The organism is Paenibacillus hodogayensis (assembly GCF_039536325.1).
In the GTDB taxonomy this organism is placed as follows: Bacteria; Bacillota; Bacilli; order Paenibacillales; family NBRC-103111; genus Paenibacillus_AB; species Paenibacillus_AB hodogayensis.
In genome coordinates, this window is sequence record NZ_BAAAYO010000016.1 from 42,662 (window position 1) to 61,244 (window position 18,583).

Genomic DNA, 18,583 nt, shown 5'->3' on the forward strand with positions numbered 1-18,583 from the left:
CTCCGACTCCGACTGCAAGCTAAACCTAGCGATGCTGCACTGAAAGATAGGATTAGTATACATTATGTAATCTAATATCGTCAACCGCGCGCTAGAGGCCGCGCCGCCACTTTTCGAACTTCTCGCGAAGCTCGTCGGACAGCTTGCTGTCGACCGTGTTTTTGGCCGGCGAAGTCGTTTCCTGGATTTTGGCGCGAATCTCCTTGCGAATCTCGCGAATGGTGTGCAGCAGCTCTCTTGCCGGCAACCGAAGCGCCCCCTGGCCGAACGTCACGTGCTGCTCGACCGCGTCGGACGTAGCCACATGAATCTGAACCCTTCTTCCGCGCAACTCGGCGACCAGCCGCTCGATCCGCGCATCGGCGGTTTCCTTTTCCCGCGTATACAGCACTTCGATATGCCGCTGCCGGTATTTTCCTCCGAGCCCCGGAACCTGATAGGCGTCGAAGACGATATAAACTTTGTTGCCCTTGTAGGCCTGGTAGTCGGCGAGCATGTCGATCAGCTTGTCGCGCGCCTCTTCCAGACTGTGTTCCTTCAACTTTTCCAGTTCCGGCCAAGCCCCGATGATATTATAGCCGTCGACTATGACAACCTGTTTCATCCGTCGCGGACAGCCGCTCTCAAGACGCGCCGGCGCCGCGTTGACGGACGACCTCGTACATGAATACCGAAGCGGCGACCGAGGCGTTCAACGAATTGATTTGGCCGGCCATTGGGAGCTTGATCAGAAAATCGCATTTCTCTTTGATCAGCCGGCCGATTCCGCGATTCTCGTTGCCGATGACGATCGCGAGCGGCATGGTGAAGTCGGCGTCGTAGACCAGTTGGCTGGCCTCGACGTCCGCTCCGGCCACCCAGATCCCCTCTTCCTTCAAAGCGTCGATGGTTTGGGCTATGTTCGTCACGCGCGCCACGGGGACGTATTCGACCGCTCCGGCCGACGTTTTCGACACGGTTGCCGTCAAGCCGACGGAACGCCGCTTCGGAATGATCACCCCGTGTACGCCCGTACAATCGGCGCTGCGCAATATCGAGCCGAGATTATGCGGGTCTTCGATCTCGTCCAGCACGATCAGGAACGGCTTCTCTCCGCGTGCACGCGCTTTTTCCAATAGATCGCCGACCTCTACGTAATCGTGCGCGGCTACTTGGGCGACCACGCCCTGATGGGGCACGTCGCTAACGAGTTGGTCCAGCTTCCGCTTATCGGCAAACTGAATGACGATGTTTTGCTTTCTCGCCTCGGCCACGATCGGCTGCGAGTGGTGCTTCTGCGCTTGCTCCGCGATCCATATTTTGTGGATCGTTCTTCCCGACCGGAGCGCCTCCAGGACGGAGTGTTTGCCGGCAATCCATTCTTCCATTCGTTACCCCTCCGCTCCGTTCAGGATCAGCCCAAGAAGCTCTCCGAGCCGATCGAACTGCTTTTTATAATACAAATAGCCGATCAGACATTCGAACGCCGTACTGTGACGATAATCGAGCACGTCCGCGTTCCGCGGAACGGTGCCTGATTTGGCATTGCGGCCGCGCTTCACGATGTCCGACTCCTCGTCGGTCAACAGCGGCAGCAGCTTGTGCAGCGAGGCCGCCTGCGCCTTGGCCGAGACAAATTTGACCGCCTCGCGGTGCAAATGGTTCGGCCGGTGATTGGGTTGGGAGATGACGTATTGCCGGACTGCCATCTCGAACACCGCGTCCCCCATATAAGCGAGGACGAGCGGGCTTAGCTGCGCCGGCTCCTTGGCCGGACTGAAAACGAACAAACGACCATCCATCGCATCCATCGTCATTTCCGGCGCCAGCGCAAGCCCTGCGGCGTATCCTCAAGCTGGATCCCCTTCTCGGTCAGCAGATCGCGAATCTCGTCGGCGCGTGCCCAGTTTTTGCTTTTCCTTGCCTCGGTCCGTTCGACGATCAGCCGCTCGACCTCTTCATCCAGCAGTTCCTCCGCCGGTTCGGACAATATGCCCAGCACGTTGTTCCATTCTTCTAGCGTGTCCAACAGAAGCCGGAGCGTATCCGCATTGGCGTCCGCCGTTTTGAGATAGGTGTTGCTTTCCGAGATCAGATCGAACACGGCCGTCAATGCGTCGGGGGTGTTGAAATCGTCGTCCATTTTCTCGCGGAACTGGCCTTTGATCCGCCGGACCGCCTCGTATACCCGGCCGTCGATCTCGCCTTGCGGGGCGACCGTGATCCGATGGCGCAGGTTGGCCACACCGTTCTCGATGCGATCCAAACCGCCGCCAGCCTGCTCCAGCCCCTCTTCGCTGAAGTTGAGCGGATTGCGGTAATGCGTTGAGAGAAAGAAGAAGCGCAGCGTCTGCGGCTTCACCTGCTGAACCAGCTGGTGGACCGTAATGCCGTTTCCGAGCGACTTGGACATTTTCTCGTTGTTGATATGAATATAGCCGTTATGCATCCAGTAATGGGCCAACGGCTGGCCCGTCATACATTCGGACTGGGCGATCTCGCATTCGTGATGAGGAAATTGCAAGTCGTGCCCGCCGCCGTGAATATCGAGCGTTTCGCCCAAATATTTGCGCGCCATCGCGGAGCATTCGATATGCCAGCCCGGACGGCCTTCCCCCCAGGGGCTGGGCCAATGGATTTCGCCCGGCTTGGCGCCTTTCCACAAAACGAAATCTTGCGGATTTTCCTTGCGCTCACCGACCTCCACCCGGATGCCGAACTGCAGCTCGCTCAGGTTCTGATGAGACAGCTTGCCGTATTCCTCGAACTTTTCCGTCCGGAAATAAACGTCTCCGCCGCTTGCGTAAGCAAAGCCTTTATCGACGAGCGCTTCGATGAACGAAACGATCTCGTCTATATTTTCCGTCACCCGCGGATTCCGGTCGGCTTTGCGGATGCCGAGAGCTTCGATATCCTCGTGATAAGCGGCGATAAATTTTTCGGCTATTTGCGGCACCGTCTCCCCGGACTGCTCGGCCTTGCGGATCAGTTTGTCGTCGACATCGGTAAAGTTGACGACATACTGCACCTCGTAACCGCTCATTTCCAAATACCGACGGACGATGTCGAAAAAAATCGCCGGTCTGGCATTGCCTATATGAATATAGTCGTATACGGTAGGACCACAAACATACATGTTCACTTTGCCGGGTGTTAACGGCACGAACGTTTCCTTGCTGCGAGTCATTGTGTTATACACTTTTAGACTCATATTGGCCGATCCCTCCATTTGATCTCTGCAGCTCGCCTTGCAGCCGCTCGACTTCCGCTTTCAGTTCGCGGATTTGTTTGTCCATGCTATTCAGCGTCTCGATTAACGGATCGGGCAGCTTGTCGTTATCCAGCTTGCTCAGGCTGACGCCATCCCGTTTGACGATGCGCGCCTTGTAGCCGACAACGGTGCTGTTCGGCGGCACTTCGGACAGAACGACTGCGTTGGCTCCAATTTTCGAGTTGTCGCCGATTCGAAACGAACCTATGATTTTTGCGCCTGACGAAATGAATACATTGTTGCCGATCGTCGGGTGACGCTTCCCTTTCTCTTTACCGTTCCCGCCTAAAGTGACCCCCTGATACAATACCACATCGTCGCCGATTTCGCATGTTTCTCCGATGACGACACCCATGCCGTGATCGATAAACAACCGTTTGCCGATTCGCGCGCCCGGATGTATTTCGATGCCGGTCATAAACCGGCTGATCTGCGAGACGATCCTCGCGACAGTCAACCATTTGTGCCGGAATAACCAATGCGCGACCCGGTGCGCCCATACGGCATGCAGCCCGGAATAAGTGAACACCACCTCGAAGACGCTGCGGGCGGCCGGGTCGTTGTCGAATACGGCCTGAATATCCGATCTCATGCTGCGGAACATGGACTCACCTGCTTTCTTAGCTGAATGTGGCACCCAACTCCCCGATTCCGTCAAAATACAACAAAAAACGCCCCTGCAGCCAAAGGGGCTGCAGAGACGTGGGTACGCGGTTCCACTCTGCTTGGACGTCTTTCCTTCCGAACGCTTCTGCGCACGGACTGAAAGTTCGTCCCTCTTCATATCCTTAACGCGGATTAACGGCATAGCCTACCTTGCTCATCGAAGAACAGCTCGGCTATGCGGCTCACGGGCGCATTTCCGTTTCCGGCGGGAATGGGCAACTTGCAGCCGGCTGCTTCTCGCGCCGATTGCCCTCTCTGTAAAACCTGCCGTGACGTACTTTCCCGATCGATGCCTTTCGCAACTTCTATCCATTTTGAAATTAAACCAAGTATACAATATCAGCCCATGTCTGACAACAGCTTTCGCAGCCGCTCCACGACGCGGTTTTGCCCAAGCAGCGAGAGCGTCTGGTTCAGATCGCGTCCGTGCATCTGCCCGGTCAAGGCTACGCGCACCGGCATGAACAGCTGCTTTCCTTTAAAACCGGTTTCCTTCTGTACCGTCTTCAGCATGGCCTGGATCGCTTCCGGCGTGAATGCCGACGACTCCTCGACCAGGCCGAGAAAACAGCGCAGCACGACCGGTACGTGGCTCTCGGCAAGCAGGGCGCTCCCTTCTTCGTCGTAGTGCGGTTCCGGTTCGAAAAATACGGTCGTCAGCGGCACGATATCGGCTCCGCAATTCATCTGCTCCTGATAGAGCGCCACCAGCGCCCGCGTCCATTCCAGCTGCGCTTCGTCCAACTGCTCCGGCACAAGCCCCGCCTTGCGCAGATGGGGAAGAGCCAGTTCGGCAACACGGTTCGCATCGGCCTTCTTCAAATAATAATTGTTCATCCAGCCGAGCTTGTTCGTATCGAACATGGCCGGGCTCTTCGACAACCGGGCCGCATCGAACGCCGCGACCAGCTCGTCGCGCGTAAACATTTCGTTCTCGCCCTCCGGCGACCAGCCGAGCAAAGCGATGAAGTTAAACATCGACTCCGGCAAATAGCCGAGATCGTCGTACTGCTCGATGAACTGAATGATCGATCCGTCCCGCTTGCTCAGCTTCTTCCGCTGCTCATTGACGATCAGCGTCATATGCGCAAACTGCGGCGGCTCCCAGCCCAGCGCTTCGTAAATCATCAGCTGGCGCGGCGTGTTGGATATGTGGTCCTCGCCCCGCAGCACGTGGGAGATTTCCATTTTGTAGTCGTCTACGACAACCGCGAAATTATAGGTGGCAATCCCATCCTTCTTCACAATAACGAAGTCGCCGATGCCATCCGATTCGAACGAGATATCGCCCTTCACCAAGTCTTGAAACGCATACGTCTTGCCTTCCTCCACGCGGAAGCGGATGCTTGGCACGCGTCCTTCGGCCTCGAAGGCGCTGCGCTGTTCCGCCGTCAAATTCCGGTGCTTGCCGGAATAGCGGGGCGTCTCGCCGCGGGCGGTTTGCTCTTCGCGCTCGCGCTCGAGTTCTTCCTCCGTACAGTAGCACAAGTAAGCGCGGCCGGACGCGATCAGCTGGTTGGCGTAATCGCGGTACAGCTCAAGCCGCTCGGTCTGACGGTAAGGGCCGTAAGGGCCGCCTACGTCCACGCTTTCGTCCCAGTCGATCCCCAGCCATTTCAAATAAGTGAGCTGGTTTTCCACTCCGCCGGGCACATTGCGCTGAATGTCGGTGTCCTCGATCCGGATAATGAATTTGCCGTTATAATGCCGGGCGAACAAATAATTGAACAGCGCGGTCCGGGCGTTTCCGATATGCAGATGGCCGGTCGGACTCGGTGCGTAACGAACGCGAATCGGTCTAGTCATTGCCATGCTCCCCTTGTGTCAGCTTTCCAACGATCATAGCACAACTTTCTGCAAACAAACAACCGATTGGGCGGCGATTCCCTCGCCCCTCCCGGTAAAGCCTAGCTGCTCGGTCGTCGTCGCCTTGACGTTTACTTGCGCCACGTCCGCTCCCAGCACGTTAGCGATCAACTCCGCCATCTGCGGAATGTATGGCGCCATCTTCGGCTTCTGGGCGATAATCGTGGAATCGATATTGCCGAGCTTATAGCCCATCCGTTTGGCGATCTGCCATACTTGCTCCAACAGTTTAACGCTGTCGGCATCTTTATAAGCCGCGTCCGTATCCGGAAAATGCTTGCCGATATCGCCTTGGCCGAGCGCGCCGAGAATGGCGTCGCTGATCGCATGCAGCAGCACGTCGGCGTCGGAATGCCCGAGCAGTCCTTTCTCGTACGGAATGGTTACCCCTCCAATGATGCAAGGACGACCCTCCACCAGCTGATGCACGTCAAAGCCTTGTCCGACTCGAATCATGAGCGCTCCCCCTTTTCCCCTTGCCCTTGCTGCTGCTCCTGCTCCAACAGCCGTTCCGCCCACAGCAAGTCGTCCGGGGTCGTAATCTTGATATTGGTGTAGTCCCCTTCCACTACATAAACCGAATGGCCGATCCGTTCCACCAGCATGGCGTCGTCGGTACCACAGAAGCCGTCCTGCGCGGCCTTGTCATGCGCCTGACGCAATAGTCCAAGCCGAAAAGCTTGTGGGGTTTGCACCGCCCACAAGCTATTGCGCTCCGGCGTCGAATCGATCATGCCGGAAGGGTCGACCACTTTAATCGTATCCTTGACCGGTACGGCCAGAACCGCTCCCCCGGCTTCATATGCTTTATCCAGGCATTCCGCCGTCTTGGCTTCCGTGACGAACGGACGAACGCCGTCGTGTACCGCCACGACATCCAATCCTTCCGGCAGCCGCTCGAGACCGATGCGCACCGACTGTTGACGCTCCGCGCCGCCCGCGGCAACCGCGACCACCTTGGTCAGCCCGTATTGCTCTACGTAGGTGACGCAGCGACCGATATCTTCGCTTCCCGTGACCAGCACGATCGCTTCGATCTGAGGCATCTGCTGGAATCGCTCCAACGTATGCACGAGGATCGGTTTGCCTTGCAAGTGCAAGTATTGTTTGCTTTCGGACGAACCCATCCGGCTTCCCTTGCCCGCCGCCACGATGACCGCGCCGTTTCTTTTCATTGCCTCTTCCCTGCCCCACTGTATTGACGATGATAGACACTCTCTATCATAATCGTTTTACTGCGCTTTTTCCAACAGTTTCGGCTTGGCGAAGATCATCCGTCCTGCGGACGTCTGCAGCACGCTCGTGACCAGCACTTCGATCGTGGCGCCGATATACTCCCTGCCGCCTTCCACGACGATCATCGTTCCGTCGTCCAGGTAGGCGACGCCTTGACCGTGCTCCTTGCCGTCCTTGATTACCTGCACGAGGATTTCTTCGCCCGGCAGCACGACCGGCTTGACCGCATTGGCCAAATCGTTGATGTTGAGCACCGATACGCCCTGCAGCTCGCAAACTTTGTTCAGGTTAAAATCGTTCGTGATCACTTTGCCCTGCAAAGCTTTGGCCAATCGGACCAGCTTGCTGTCCACCTCGGAAATTTCCTCGAAATCGCCTTCGTAAATCAATACTTTGACGTCGAGCTCCTTCTGGATTTTATTCAAAATATCCAGACCGCGGCGTCCGCGATTGCGCTTCAGCAAATCCGACGAATCGGCGATATGCTGCAGCTCCTCCAGCACGAATTCGGGAATAACGAGCGTTCCTTCAATAAAGCCGGTTTTGCAAATATCGGCGATACGTCCGTCAATAATAACGCTGGTGTCCAAAATTTTATGCTCGTCCTTCTGCGGTCCTGCCTTTTTCTTATCCACAAAGCCGGATGTTATCGCGGAAAGCAAATCTTCCCGCTTCTGGTAGCCGATCCGGAAGCCGCATATTCCCAAAAGAGCCGTACTGGCGTACATCAGCGCCGTTCCGAGAGAACCCGCTCTCCCCAAAGCCGGCATCAGCAGAGCAGAGATGGTCAATCCGACGATCAGCCCGCCCACACCCGAGATCAAATCGAGAATAGGCGTCTTGACGACACGGTCCTCCCACGTCCGAAGCCGGTTCGCTCCGTACCCGAACAGCCAAACGGCCGCTCCATAGAACACCAAGGCTCCGCACCCGGTTGCCCAATATGTATATCCTGCGATGTGCTTGATTCCGGTCAAGGGCCCTGCTATGCTTAACAAAAATTGCTCGAACGCTCCACTCCAACGGTATCCGACCAAACCTCCCGCCAAAGCCAGCAATAACGGAAGTTGACGCTTTGCCATCAATGTTCACCTCCAACCCTATTTATTGTTTAATTCCCATTACCAATTATGAACCAATTTGTCCGCACCTAATCCGGGCGCGCAAACTTTTTCCGGTAAATTGAACTTTGCCGTAGATTCTTTTATAATGAACCGTAGTGAGATTATGGAAACTCGGGGTGAATGGAATGAGCGGCTTAACCTTAAAGCAGTTTCAAGAGCAAGTTTCCGATTTGCTACTCCGTCACCGAAGTTTGCTTGACGTCTTATCCAAGGCGCAGCAATCCAACGCCTCCGTCAACCGCAGCGTCATCAAGTCGGTCACCGAATGCGGCTGCATTTCGCTACAAGCGAATAAACAGCCCTATCCCGACAACGTCACGCTGGAAGAAGCCAAATCCTTGATTCAGACTCATGTGAACGGGACGCTATGCGAAAATTGCGTAGACGCCATTACCGTTCAGATAGGCAAACATTTGTTCTATTTGTCCGCCATGTGCAATTTGCTCGATCTGGATCTTGACGATATCCTGTCCAAAGAATCGCAGAAATGCTCCACGCTCGGCTTGTTCAACTTGTCGTAGAACGTTTTGCGGGTATGAAAAAAAGCATTTATTTTCTGAAATTCAGAAAATAAATGCTTTTTATTTTCGTGCCGTTATGTTCGACAATTCGTCATCCGTGCGTTTCGCTTTTGGTCGGCTCGTCGATCGTATTCATACGTTTTCTCCGCCGGAATAAACGTCTAGCGTTTTTTTTTAGGCCGTTCAAACCATACAACGCGTAAATAAGCAGAGGGATAAAAATCAGCTTGGATAACAGGCCGGGATAAATGACGGCCAGCGTTACCGCGCCAGCGACGATGATCGGCGTTACCCACAAGGCTGTCTTGGGAATGCCGACTTTTTTGAAATTCGGGTATTTGACCGTACTGACCATCAAGAACGACAATACGATCGTACTGGCCAGAAGGATAGCCGAAGGAATTTCTTTATGGAACAAAGCGAGCGTGCTCAGCACGCTGCCGGCAGCCGGAATCGGGAGACCGATAAAAAATCCAGGCGTCCCGGCAACCACGTTGAAGCGGGCCAGCCGCAAGGCGCCGCAGATCGGAAAAATAGCCGTAACGACCCAAGCCAGAGCGGATGCCTCCATGCTCTGGAACGCCACCACATACATAATAAAAGCCGGTGCAACGCCGAACGAGATCACGTCGGATAACGAATCCAGCTCTTTGCCGAATTCGCTTTGCGCGTTCAAGGCTCTTGCCACACGGCCATCCAGCCCGTCCAGCAGCATCGCCACAATGACGAAGATCGCTGCCAGCTCGGCATTTTTATTATCGGCACCGGAATTAAACGCCAAAATAATCGCTATAATCCCCAGAAACAGATTACCTACCGTAAACATGCTGGGAATTGAATTTCTGATCATGAAAGGCTCCACCTCTACCCTATACTATGCCCCAAAACCGCGCAAAGCAACCTAAGCGCCCATGAGTAATGCGAACCTATCTTCTGATTGTAGGTCAACTCATATATGTCTGTCAATGAACAATTGTTCCTTGATCCGCTTGAGCCCGTCCTTGATTGCGCGGGCGCGGACTTCTCCGATCCCGTCCACTTCGTCCAATTCTTCGAACGTCGCCATAACGATATGCGGCAGCCGCTCGAACCGTTCCACGAGGTTATGCACGATTACGCCAGGCAAGCGCGGCAGCTTATGCAGCAATCGATAACCGCGCGGGGAGACCGGCTCCTCGAGCATCGTGTTCGTATGCGGATAACCGAGCATGCGCACGATATGCTGCGGGTCCAGCAGTTCTTCGGCATTGAGTTTTTTTAAGCCGACGGCGATTTCCTTAAGCTTCTCGTCCTGGCAGTCGCGGCAGTAGTCCTTGATGAGCAGCACCGCCTCCTGCTCCAGATTGCCGACAAGCTCCTCCAGCTGCATGCTGATAAGACGGCCTTCGGTGCCCAATTCGATAATGTAGCGTTTGATTTCCGCCTTGACGCGCAGCGCCATTTCCAGCCGCTGAATGACCCCGGTCACTTCGTACAAAGTGACCAGCTCCTCGAATTCCGCCGCGCCCAGATTGGTCAGCGACTGGTCCAGCACCGCGCGGTATTTTTCCAGCGTCTGAATCGCCTGATTCGCCTTGGTCAAGATAACGCCGATATCTTTAAGCGCATAGCGCAAATTGCCCTGATACACCGTAATAATATTCCGGCGCTGGGAGATCGATACGACAAGCTTGCCGGTCTGCTTGGCTACCCGCTCCGCGGTCCGGTGGCGAATCCCCGTCTCAATGGACGAAATCGACGAATGGGGGATTAACTGCGTGTTAGCATACAAAATTCGTTTCAGATCCTCGCTCAAGATGATAGCTCCGTCCATCTTGGCGAGCTCGTACAAATAATTCGGCGAAAAATCGCAGTTGATGGAAAACCCTCCATCGACGATTTCCATCACGCCCGGACTGTAGCCGACGACAATTAGTGCGCCGGTTTTGGCCCGCAGCACGTTTTCCAGCCCCTCGCGAAAAGGAGTTCCGGGAGCGACCAACTGCAATATTTGCGTCATGACGTCCCGCTTCGTGTCGTCCTTCATCACGTCTATGTCCTCCTTCGTGCTTCGCTCGTTCCCTAAGGTCAGTCCAGCGCGGCCGTCAACGCTTCCGCGACTGTCTCGACGCCAATAATCTCGATACCTTCCGGGGGAGTCCACCCCTTCATGCTTTTGCGGGGCATGATGATTCGCCGGAAACCAAGTTTCTGCGCTTCCTTGACCCGCTGATCGATCCGCGACACCCCGCGAACTTCGCCGGTCAGACCGATTTCGCCGAATACGACATCATACGGCTGTGTAGGTCGATCCTTGAAGCTCGACGCGATGGCGACCGCTGCTGCCAGATCGACGGCAGGCTCATCCAGCTTGACTCCTCCCGCCACATTCAAGTAAGCGTCCTGGTTTTGCAAAAACATCCCGACCCGCTTCTCGAGAACGGCAATAATCAGCGAAAGCCGGTTATGATCGATACCTGCCGACATGCGCCGGGGGCTTGGGAAATTCGTGCTCGATACGAGAGCCTGCAGCTCGACGAGTACCGGACGAGTACCTTCCATGCTGGCTACGACCGTAGAGCCGGATACGCCCAGCGGCCGCTCGGACAAGAACAGCTCGGACGGATTGGTGACTTCTCTCAGACCGTTTCCGATCATTTCGAAAATTCCCATCTCGTTGGTGGAGCCGAACCGGTTCTTGACCGCCCGCAGCAGACGGTACGAGTGATGGCGCTCCCCTTCGAAATAGAGCACGCAATCCACCATATGCTCCAGCAGCCGCGGACCCGCGATAGCGCCCTCCTTGGTCACATGACCGACAAGCACGGTCGCGATTCCTTTGATTTTAGCTATGCGCATAAAGTGCCCCGTACATTCGCGAACTTGCGAGACGCTGCCAGGCGCCGACGTAACCGCCGGATGGAAGACGGTCTGAATTGAATCGACCACGATAAAATCAGGCTGCATGTCGTCAATCGCTTCTTCAATACTTTCCATATTCGTCTCGCACAATACGAACAGCTGATCCGACAAAGCATCGAGACGGTCGGCACGCAGCCTGAGCTGACGAACCGATTCTTCCCCCGATATGTAGAGCACCTTCAAACCGACCTCGGTCATCTGGTGCGACATCTGCAGCAGCAGCGTCGACTTGCCGATGCCCGGGTCTCCGCCGACCAAAATCAGCGAGCCCGGTACGACACCGCCGCCGAGCACCCGGTTCAGTTCACCCATTTGCGACAGTATCCGGTTTTCCAGACTGCTTTCTATATGTATGATCGAAGTGGCCTTTTCTTTCTTCTGGGTTAAAGACGACTGGAAGCCTCTCGACTTCCCGGTCACCTCCACCTGCTCCACCATCGTGTTCCAAGCGTTGCAGCCGGGGCATTTGCCCAGCCATTTCGGCGATTCCGTGCCGCATTCCTGACAGCAAAATTTCGTTTTGACTTTCGACATATGCACGTCCCTCGTTTAGCCAATTATACCCAAAGTGTACCACTTCGCGAATGCAATGAAAACCCCGCCCGCCAGACACGACCTTTCTCGCAAAAAAAAGGCACCCCGATTACCCCGAAGGATTAACCGGAATGCCTTGCTTATTTAATCGCACATGTTCTTAATTTTTCGTGACAACCAGCTCGCCGTCGACTTCATCAATCGTCAGCGTGTCGCCTTTGGCGATGCTGCCGCGCAGCAGTTCCTCAGACAGCCGATCCTCGATATGCTTCTGGATGGCGCGACGCAGCGGTCTCGCTCCATAAGTCGGATCGAAGCCTTCCTTCGCCAGGAACGCCTTGCCTTTATCGGTCAGCGTGAACTCGACGCTTTGCTCGCGCAGACGCTTGCTCAGCTCATCCGACATGAGGCTCACAATACGGGCGATATGCTCTTGCTCCAGCGAATGGAACACGATGATTTCATCGATCCGGTTCAGGAACTCCGGACGGAAGCTTTTCTTCAGCTCGCCCATGACTTTGTCCTTCATATTGTTGTAATCATGCCCCGCGTCGGCGGCGGCCATAAAGCCGAGCGTGGAGTTCTTCTTGATCATCTCCGCGCCTACGTTGGAGGTCATGATGATCAGCGTATTGCGGAAGTCGACCGTACGGCCCTTGGAATCGGTAAGTCGACCGTCTTCCAGCACTTGCAGCAAAATGTTGAACACTTCGGGATGAGCCTTCTCGATTTCGTCCAGCAGCACGACCGAATAAGGCTTGCGGCGCACTTTCTCCGTCAACTGACCGCCTTCTTCGTAACCGACATATCCCGGAGGCGCTCCGACGAGACGCGAAGTCGAATGCTTCTCCATATATTCCGACATATCGATACGAATGACCGCATTCTCGTCGCCGAACAACGACTCGGCCAACGCTCTCGCCAGCTCGGTTTTACCGACCCCGGTAGGGCCGAGGAAAATAAACGAGCCCATCGGCCGCTTCGGATCTTTCAGACCCGCTCTGGCCCGACGGATCGCCCGGCTGACCGCCTTCACCGCTTCGTCCTGACCGATGACGCGCTCATGCAGAATGCTTTCCATTCTCAGCAAACGTTCCGTTTCTTCTTCGGCCATCTTGACCACCGGAATTCCGGTCCAGCTTGCAACGACCTGGGCGATGTCGTCCGGCGTCACTTCCGAGTCGGTTCGCCCTTGTTTTTCTTTCCATTCGTTCTTTGTCAAGTCCAGCTCGTCGCGCATCTTTTGCTCGGTGTCGCGCAGCGAAGCAGCTTTCTCGAACTCCTGGCTTTGGACGGCAGCGTCCTTTTCCTTGCGTATATTTTCCAGCTGTACTTCAAGCTGCTTCAAGTTAGGCGGTATGGTGTACGAACGGAGCCGTACTTTCGAGCTGGCTTCGTCGATCAGATCGATCGCCTTATCCGGCAGGAACCGGTCGGAGATGTACCGGTCGGACAGCTTTACGGCCTGCTCGATCGCTTCATCGGTAATTTTTACACGGTGATGGGCTTCGTATCGATCGCGCAACCCGTGCAAAATTTGAATCGCTTCTTCCGGCGTCGGCTGATCCACCGTAATCGGTTGGAACCGGCGCTCCAGGGCAGCGTCCTTCTCGATATATTTGCGGTATTCATCCAATGTCGTAGCTCCGATGCACTGCAGCTCGCCGCGGGCCAAAGCCGGCTTCAAGATGTTGGACGCATCGATGGCGCCTTCAGCCCCGCCTGCGCCGATCAGCGTATGCAGTTCGTCAATGAACAAGATAATGTTACCTGCCGCGCGAATTTCGTCCATAATCTTTTTCAGACGATCTTCGAACTCGCCGCGGTATTTCGTGCCAGCTACAACCGAACCCATATCGAGCGTCATGACGCGCTTGTCGCGCAGCGTCTCGGGTATTTCGTTTTGCACGATTTTTTGCGCCAAGCCCTCGGCAATGGCGGTTTTCCCGACGCCCGGCTCCCCGATCAGTACCGGATTGTTTTTGGTCCGGCGGCTCAGTACTTGGATCACGCGCTCGATTTCTTTACTGCGCCCGATGACCGGGTCGAGATTGCCTTCCTTGGCATAAGCCGTCAGATCACGAGCCAGCCCGTCAAGCGTAGGCGTATTGACGTTGGCCGGAGTGGAATGGCTGGACGACACTGCTTCGCTGCTGCCGAGCAGTTGAAGCACTTGCTGCCGAGCTTTGTTCAAGCTTACGCCCAAATTGTTCAGCACGCGAGCCGCTACACCTTCTCCTTCGCGGATCAGTCCGAGCAAAATATGCTCCGTTCCCACGTACGTATGACCCAGCTTCCGGGCCTCGTCCATGGAAAGCTCGATAACCTTTTTCGCTCGCGGAGTGTAAGCGATGCTGTTCGGCTGCTCTTGACCGCGACCGATGAGCGATTCCACTTCGTCCTGAATTTTCTCCAGACTCAAGCCCAATGCGACGAGCGCTTTGGCGGCAATGCCTTCTCCTTCGCGAATAAGGCCAAGCAGAATATGCTCCGTCCCGATATTGTTGTGGCCGAGGCGCACCGCCTCTTCCTGAGCCAACGCCAACACCTTTTGCGCACGTTCCGTGAATCTTCCAAACATCATGTAAAACACCTCCACGATTCATTATCCAAAGTTGGTTTGCAACGAAACATCGCTATTCCATTAAGCGCCGGCAATTTTGTCGCGGATCAGTTCCGCTCTCCGGACGTCCCTGTCGTCAGCCGACAGCTTCGTTCTGGCATATTGCTGCAAAAATCCCGGCTGGGTCATGACCATCAGTTCGTTCAGCGCATGGGGAGAAACTCCGTCCAGCAGCCCGAGATCGACGCCCAACCTGACATCGGACAGCCGCTGGGAAGCCTCCTTCGAATCCATAATCGCAGCATGGGATAAAATCCCATATGACCGTTTTACGCGGTCGGTAACGCGTATTCTCGACTCGGCAAGCAGCTTCTGCCGGGCCGCCCGTTCATGCTCGATGATTTGTTTGGCCACGCTATGCAAATTGTCGATAATTTCTTCCTCTGACTGTCCAAGCGTTATTTGGTTCGACACCTGGAATACGTTGCCGATCGCTTCGCTGCCTTCGCCGTATATGCCTCGGACCGCCAAGCCGACCTGATTGATTGCTTGTAAAATCCGGTTCATCTGCTGAGTCAGCACAAGCGCAGGCAGATGCATCATCACCGAAGCGCGAATACCGGTCCCTACGTTCGTAGGGCAGCTGGTCAAAAAGCCATGCCGCTCCTCAAAAGCATAATCGACCTGCGATTCGAATACATCGTCGATCCGATTGGCTACATCCCAAGCTTCGCGGATTTGAAATCCGGGGCTTAGGCACTGTATGCGCAAATGATCCTCTTCGTTCACCATGATGCTGACCGATTCGTTATCGCTAATCATGACCGCACCGTTGCGCGATTCGTTAGCGAGGTTCGGACTGATCAGATGTTTCTCCACGAGCACCTTTCTTTGCAGCTCGTCAAGCTCATCGAGAATGAACAGCTCCATCGGACTGATTTGCTGAAGCTCATCGCTTTTCAATACCTTCACGAGCTGTTCCAACACTTCCTGCGATTGTGCATTGGTCGCCAGCATCGGGAAAGGCAGGTTCAACAAGTTTCGGGCGAGACGTATCCGGGTACTGATCACAACGTCCGAGTCCGGGCTGTTGCCCTTCATCCAGTCACTGAGCGCTTGCGCGAAAATGTTCGACCGATCCAACTTCGATTGCCCCTTTCCCTATGCGTTCGACCGATTCAGCTTGGATTCCAGCTCGCGGATTTGATCGCGAATTTTGGCCGCCTGCTCGAATTCTTCTCGCGAGATGCGAACCTGGATATCGTTTTTGAGCTTATCGATTTCCCGCTTATATTGAATCAGGCCCCCTGAACGTTTCGGCACTTTGCCTACGTGAACATTGTTGCCGTGTACTCGCTTGAACAACGGGTCCAGCCTTTCGGAAAAATGCTCGTAGCAGGAGCTGCATCCGAACCTGCCGATTTTGCTGAACTGACTGTAAGTAAGTCCGCAATTATCGCAGCGGAGAGTCGTCTGCGGCTTGTTGCCAAGCGTATTCGGATCGAAGTCAAGCAAGCCGGACAACAAGTTATGGATGGAAAAACCGTTCGGCGTTCCCGGAATCAGTTCGCCTTTCTCGCGGGCGCACGATTCGCAAATATGGAATTCGGTCTTCTCTCCATGGATGATTTTCGTGAAATGCAGCGTTGCCGGTTTCTTATTGCATTCCTGGCAAAGCACGGTTGCTTTCCCTCCTCCAGTTTCATCCGACTTCTCTCGCTTACTTGCTTAACAGGGAAATCAGCATAGCTTTTAACAAGCTTGCCCGAATTTCATCCCGCAACGGAAGCTTCAAGTTCAGAACATCCCTGGAAACGGCCGCCTTAAGCAGGTTCGCTTCCCGATCCGTAATAAACCGGCCTTCCGCCAACTGATAAATGATTCCTTCCGCCGATGATTGATCGATCTGAGACCCGACCGTGTTAAAAATATGCACGTGGATCGCTTCTTTAGAAGGAAGCTCTACCTGTTGAATACGGATGTATCCTCCCCCGCCTCTTTTGCTTTCGACCAAATACCCTTTTTCCAATGTGAACCGCGTGCTAATCACATAATTGATTTGCGACGGAACGCACTGGAACCGGTCGGCCAGTTCGCTTCTTTGCAGATCGACGACTCCACTCGGGCTTTGCTGCAAAATGTTCTTCAGATATTGTTCGATGATATCGGAGACATTACGCATCAAATGAACCCTCCACCTTCATGTTAAGCCGCTGATAGGAAAAAGTCGGAAAGTTCAATCATTCTGACTTTGACTTTCTTTGACTTTGGACTTATTATAACTCGTTTTTCCCGGTTTGCCAAGTGTTCGAGGATCAATAATTTCTTAATCCATTGTCGCTCGATCCTGTCGTACAATCAGTATATACACATTTACCCCGGTTTACCGGGCTAGAACCGACCAATTCATGTATTTTGAGCGGCATGTCCGAATCAGGCAGTTCCCGAACCGATTGATACGCGTCTGTTAGGGGTACAAATAAGAAGAGAATGGAGGAATTGCATGATTCGGGGGTTGACGGGTCGTTCCTTACGATCCATAGCGGGACTTTTCCTTATTAGCCGCATTCTAATTTTATTCGCCGGGTATGTCGGGACCAATTTATTTGCCGCCTATACCGAACCGCCGGTCTATATTCAGCAAGGGCCGGGTGTAGTGCCGGAAAGAGCGATGAAGCTGCCCTTTGACCTGAGCGATACGCGCTGGCCCAATGAGAAAGACTTTGCCAAGTTCGACAGCTTCGCCTACTTCGACATTGCCGTTCACGGCTACGACCGTTACCGGATCGAGGAGCCGCATCCGCCCGCCAATTGGGTGTTTTTCCCGCTATACCCACTGGTTTTGAGAGCGGCGGCGGCTTTGACCGGACTGTTCGGCCTTACCAGCTTGACGATCGTTGGCAGCTTGCTTTCGAATGTTTTCTTTTTTGCAGCCTTGCTGTACGTATTCGGAATATGCCGCCAACAAAACTTGGACGAATCTCAAACACGAGCGGTGCTCGTGTTGATGCTGCTCTACCCGACGTCCTTGTTTTATTCGCTGCCTTACACGGAAAGCTTGTTTCTGCTCCTATCCGCTGCTTCGCTTTACTACTCTTCGGATAAGCGATACGCTCTGGCCTTTATCGCTGCCGGCTTATCCACGGTAACCCGGGTGCCCGGCGTGATGAATCTGTTCTTTGTAGCAGGCATGGTTTTGCTAAACGAACGGTTCCCGTTGACAAAACGCCATCTCCGTCTGGCGTCATACGGACTGTTATCTTTGCTTCCGATAGGCCTGTACTTGCTGTTTATGAAAATTCGGACGGGTGACTGGCTCGCCCCCTTCCATGAGCAAAGCTCCTGGTACCGCCAGACCGCATTGCCTTTCACGAATTACGCGCATTATTTCCAAAAGCCTTACTTCATGGCCCCGGGAGGATGGGACAACGGTCTGCTGGCCTTTGTCATGTCGACTGCCGTTATCCTGGTCTACCTCGGGTTCTTGATTTTGCGCGGCAAGGAGCTGATTCGCGAGCCCCGGCAGCTCCTGCTGTGGGTCTACGGCGCGCTGCTGATCGTTATTCCCTTCTCTAGCCAGCCGTTTTATTTGGCAAGCGTCGTACGTTATATGATGGTGTGCATCCCATTCTATTTGTACACGGTCAGGCTGACCACCAGCAGGGACAATGCGCGGTTCGCCTATAAAATGCTGTTTGCGGTAATCCACATCATTACAGTGATCGGCTTTTTTAACGACTATTATTTCATGGCCTGATGGAACCCATCGGGCTGTTTCTTATTTCGCCGGCAACCGAGAGGCCGAGCCACTCCGATGGTGGTCCATCAATGTCCCTAAGAAAGCAAAAAGCCCTTCCGGGGAAACCGGAAAGGCTTGTATGTTCGCTTGGCGACGTCCTACTCTCCCAGGACCCTGCGGTCC

The 18,583-nt window shown here is 54.5% G+C and carries 18 protein-coding genes; 2 read left to right on the plus strand and 16 right to left on the minus strand.

Annotated features, from left to right (window positions below):
* Positions 1-91: 91 nt before the first annotated feature.
* From ABD796_RS30750 to ABD796_RS30790, 9 genes are all read right to left on the minus strand, one after another.
* Positions 92-604: an NYN domain-containing protein gene (locus ABD796_RS30750; protein ID WP_344915687.1), complete on the minus strand. Its 513-nt coding sequence runs from the start codon at positions 602-604 to the stop codon at positions 92-94.
* A 19-nt stretch (positions 605-623) separates the two neighbouring features.
* Entirely contained in the window at positions 624-1,367 is a 744-nt protein-coding gene (rlmB, locus tag ABD796_RS30755; protein ID WP_344915689.1) for a 23S rRNA (guanosine(2251)-2'-O)-methyltransferase RlmB, read from the minus strand.
* Positions 1,368-1,370: 3 nt separating this feature from the next.
* A complete protein-coding gene (locus ABD796_RS30760) occupies positions 1,371-1,790 on the minus strand; it encodes a Mini-ribonuclease 3 (RefSeq protein ID WP_344915691.1) in 420 nt (139 codons plus the stop codon).
* Positions 1,791-1,792: 2 nt separating this feature from the next.
* Positions 1,793-3,190 carry a cysteine--tRNA ligase gene (gene cysS / locus ABD796_RS30765; RefSeq protein ID WP_344915693.1) on the minus strand — a complete coding sequence of 466 codons (1,398 nt, stop codon included), beginning with the start codon at positions 3,188-3,190 and terminating at the stop codon, positions 1,793-1,795.
* Positions 3,171-3,854: a serine O-acetyltransferase EpsC gene (epsC, locus tag ABD796_RS30770; protein WP_379121175.1), complete on the minus strand. Its 684-nt coding sequence runs from the start codon at positions 3,852-3,854 to the stop codon at positions 3,171-3,173. The genes cysS and epsC overlap by 20 nt, the downstream gene beginning before the upstream one ends.
* A gap of 401 nt (positions 3,855-4,255) precedes the next feature.
* Complete coding sequence (gltX, locus tag ABD796_RS30775; protein WP_344915697.1) at positions 4,256-5,722, minus strand: glutamate--tRNA ligase; 1,467 nt, start codon at positions 5,720-5,722, stop codon at positions 4,256-4,258.
* Between the two features lie 33 nt (positions 5,723-5,755).
* The gene (gene ispF, locus ABD796_RS30780) at positions 5,756-6,238 is read right to left on the minus strand and encodes a 2-C-methyl-D-erythritol 2,4-cyclodiphosphate synthase (RefSeq protein ID WP_344915699.1); all 483 of its coding nucleotides are present in this window, start codon (positions 6,236-6,238) and stop codon (positions 5,756-5,758) included.
* A complete protein-coding gene (gene ispD, locus ABD796_RS30785; protein WP_344915701.1) occupies positions 6,235-6,957 on the minus strand; it encodes a 2-C-methyl-D-erythritol 4-phosphate cytidylyltransferase in 723 nt (240 codons plus the stop codon). The genes ispF and ispD overlap by 4 nt, the downstream gene beginning before the upstream one ends.
* 57 nt (positions 6,958-7,014) lie before the next feature.
* Positions 7,015-8,100, minus strand: coding sequence for a PIN/TRAM domain-containing protein (locus ABD796_RS30790; RefSeq protein WP_344915703.1), 1,086 nt, complete (start codon positions 8,098-8,100; stop codon positions 7,015-7,017).
* A 167-nt stretch (positions 8,101-8,267) separates the two neighbouring features.
* On the opposite strand from ABD796_RS30790, the gene ABD796_RS30795 reads away from it, so the two are divergent.
* The gene (locus tag ABD796_RS30795) at positions 8,268-8,663 is read left to right on the plus strand and encodes a DUF1573 domain-containing protein (RefSeq protein WP_344915705.1); all 396 of its coding nucleotides are present in this window, start codon (positions 8,268-8,270) and stop codon (positions 8,661-8,663) included.
* Positions 8,664-8,754: 91 nt separating this feature from the next.
* On the opposite strand, the gene pssA is transcribed toward ABD796_RS30795, so the two are convergent.
* The 7 genes from pssA to ABD796_RS30830 form a co-directional block, all read right to left on the minus strand.
* On the minus strand, positions 8,755-9,513 hold the full coding sequence (gene pssA / locus ABD796_RS30800; RefSeq protein ID WP_344915707.1) for a CDP-diacylglycerol--serine O-phosphatidyltransferase: 759 nt from the start codon (positions 9,511-9,513) through the stop codon (positions 8,755-8,757).
* A gap of 99 nt (positions 9,514-9,612) precedes the next feature.
* Positions 9,613-10,689 (minus strand): DNA integrity scanning diadenylate cyclase DisA, encoded by a 1,077-nt coding sequence (disA, locus tag ABD796_RS30805; protein ID WP_344915723.1) that lies wholly within the window; start codon positions 10,687-10,689, stop codon positions 9,613-9,615.
* Between the two features lie 41 nt (positions 10,690-10,730).
* Positions 10,731-12,098 carry a DNA repair protein RadA gene (gene radA / locus ABD796_RS30810; RefSeq protein WP_344915709.1) on the minus strand — a complete coding sequence of 456 codons (1,368 nt, stop codon included), beginning with the start codon at positions 12,096-12,098 and terminating at the stop codon, positions 10,731-10,733.
* A gap of 160 nt (positions 12,099-12,258) precedes the next feature.
* On the minus strand, positions 12,259-14,682 hold the full coding sequence (clpC, locus tag ABD796_RS30815; RefSeq protein WP_344915711.1) for an ATP-dependent protease ATP-binding subunit ClpC: 2,424 nt from the start codon (positions 14,680-14,682) through the stop codon (positions 12,259-12,261).
* Positions 14,683-14,742: 60 nt separating this feature from the next.
* The gene (gene mcsB, locus ABD796_RS30820; protein ID WP_379121192.1) at positions 14,743-15,762 is read right to left on the minus strand and encodes a protein-arginine kinase McsB; all 1,020 of its coding nucleotides are present in this window, start codon (positions 15,760-15,762) and stop codon (positions 14,743-14,745) included.
* A 60-nt stretch (positions 15,763-15,822) separates the two neighbouring features.
* On the minus strand, positions 15,823-16,341 hold the full coding sequence (mcsA, locus tag ABD796_RS30825) for a protein-arginine kinase activator protein McsA (RefSeq protein ID WP_344915715.1): 519 nt from the start codon (positions 16,339-16,341) through the stop codon (positions 15,823-15,825).
* 40 nt (positions 16,342-16,381) lie between these two features.
* On the minus strand, positions 16,382-16,843 hold the full coding sequence (locus ABD796_RS30830) for a CtsR family transcriptional regulator (protein ID WP_344915717.1): 462 nt from the start codon (positions 16,841-16,843) through the stop codon (positions 16,382-16,384).
* Positions 16,844-17,164: 321 nt separating this feature from the next.
* Between ABD796_RS30830 and ABD796_RS30835 the strand changes: the two genes are divergently transcribed.
* Positions 17,165-18,418, plus strand: coding sequence for a mannosyltransferase family protein (locus ABD796_RS30835; RefSeq protein ID WP_344915720.1), 1,254 nt, complete (start codon positions 17,165-17,167; stop codon positions 18,416-18,418).
* Positions 18,419-18,583: the final 165 nt, after the last annotated feature.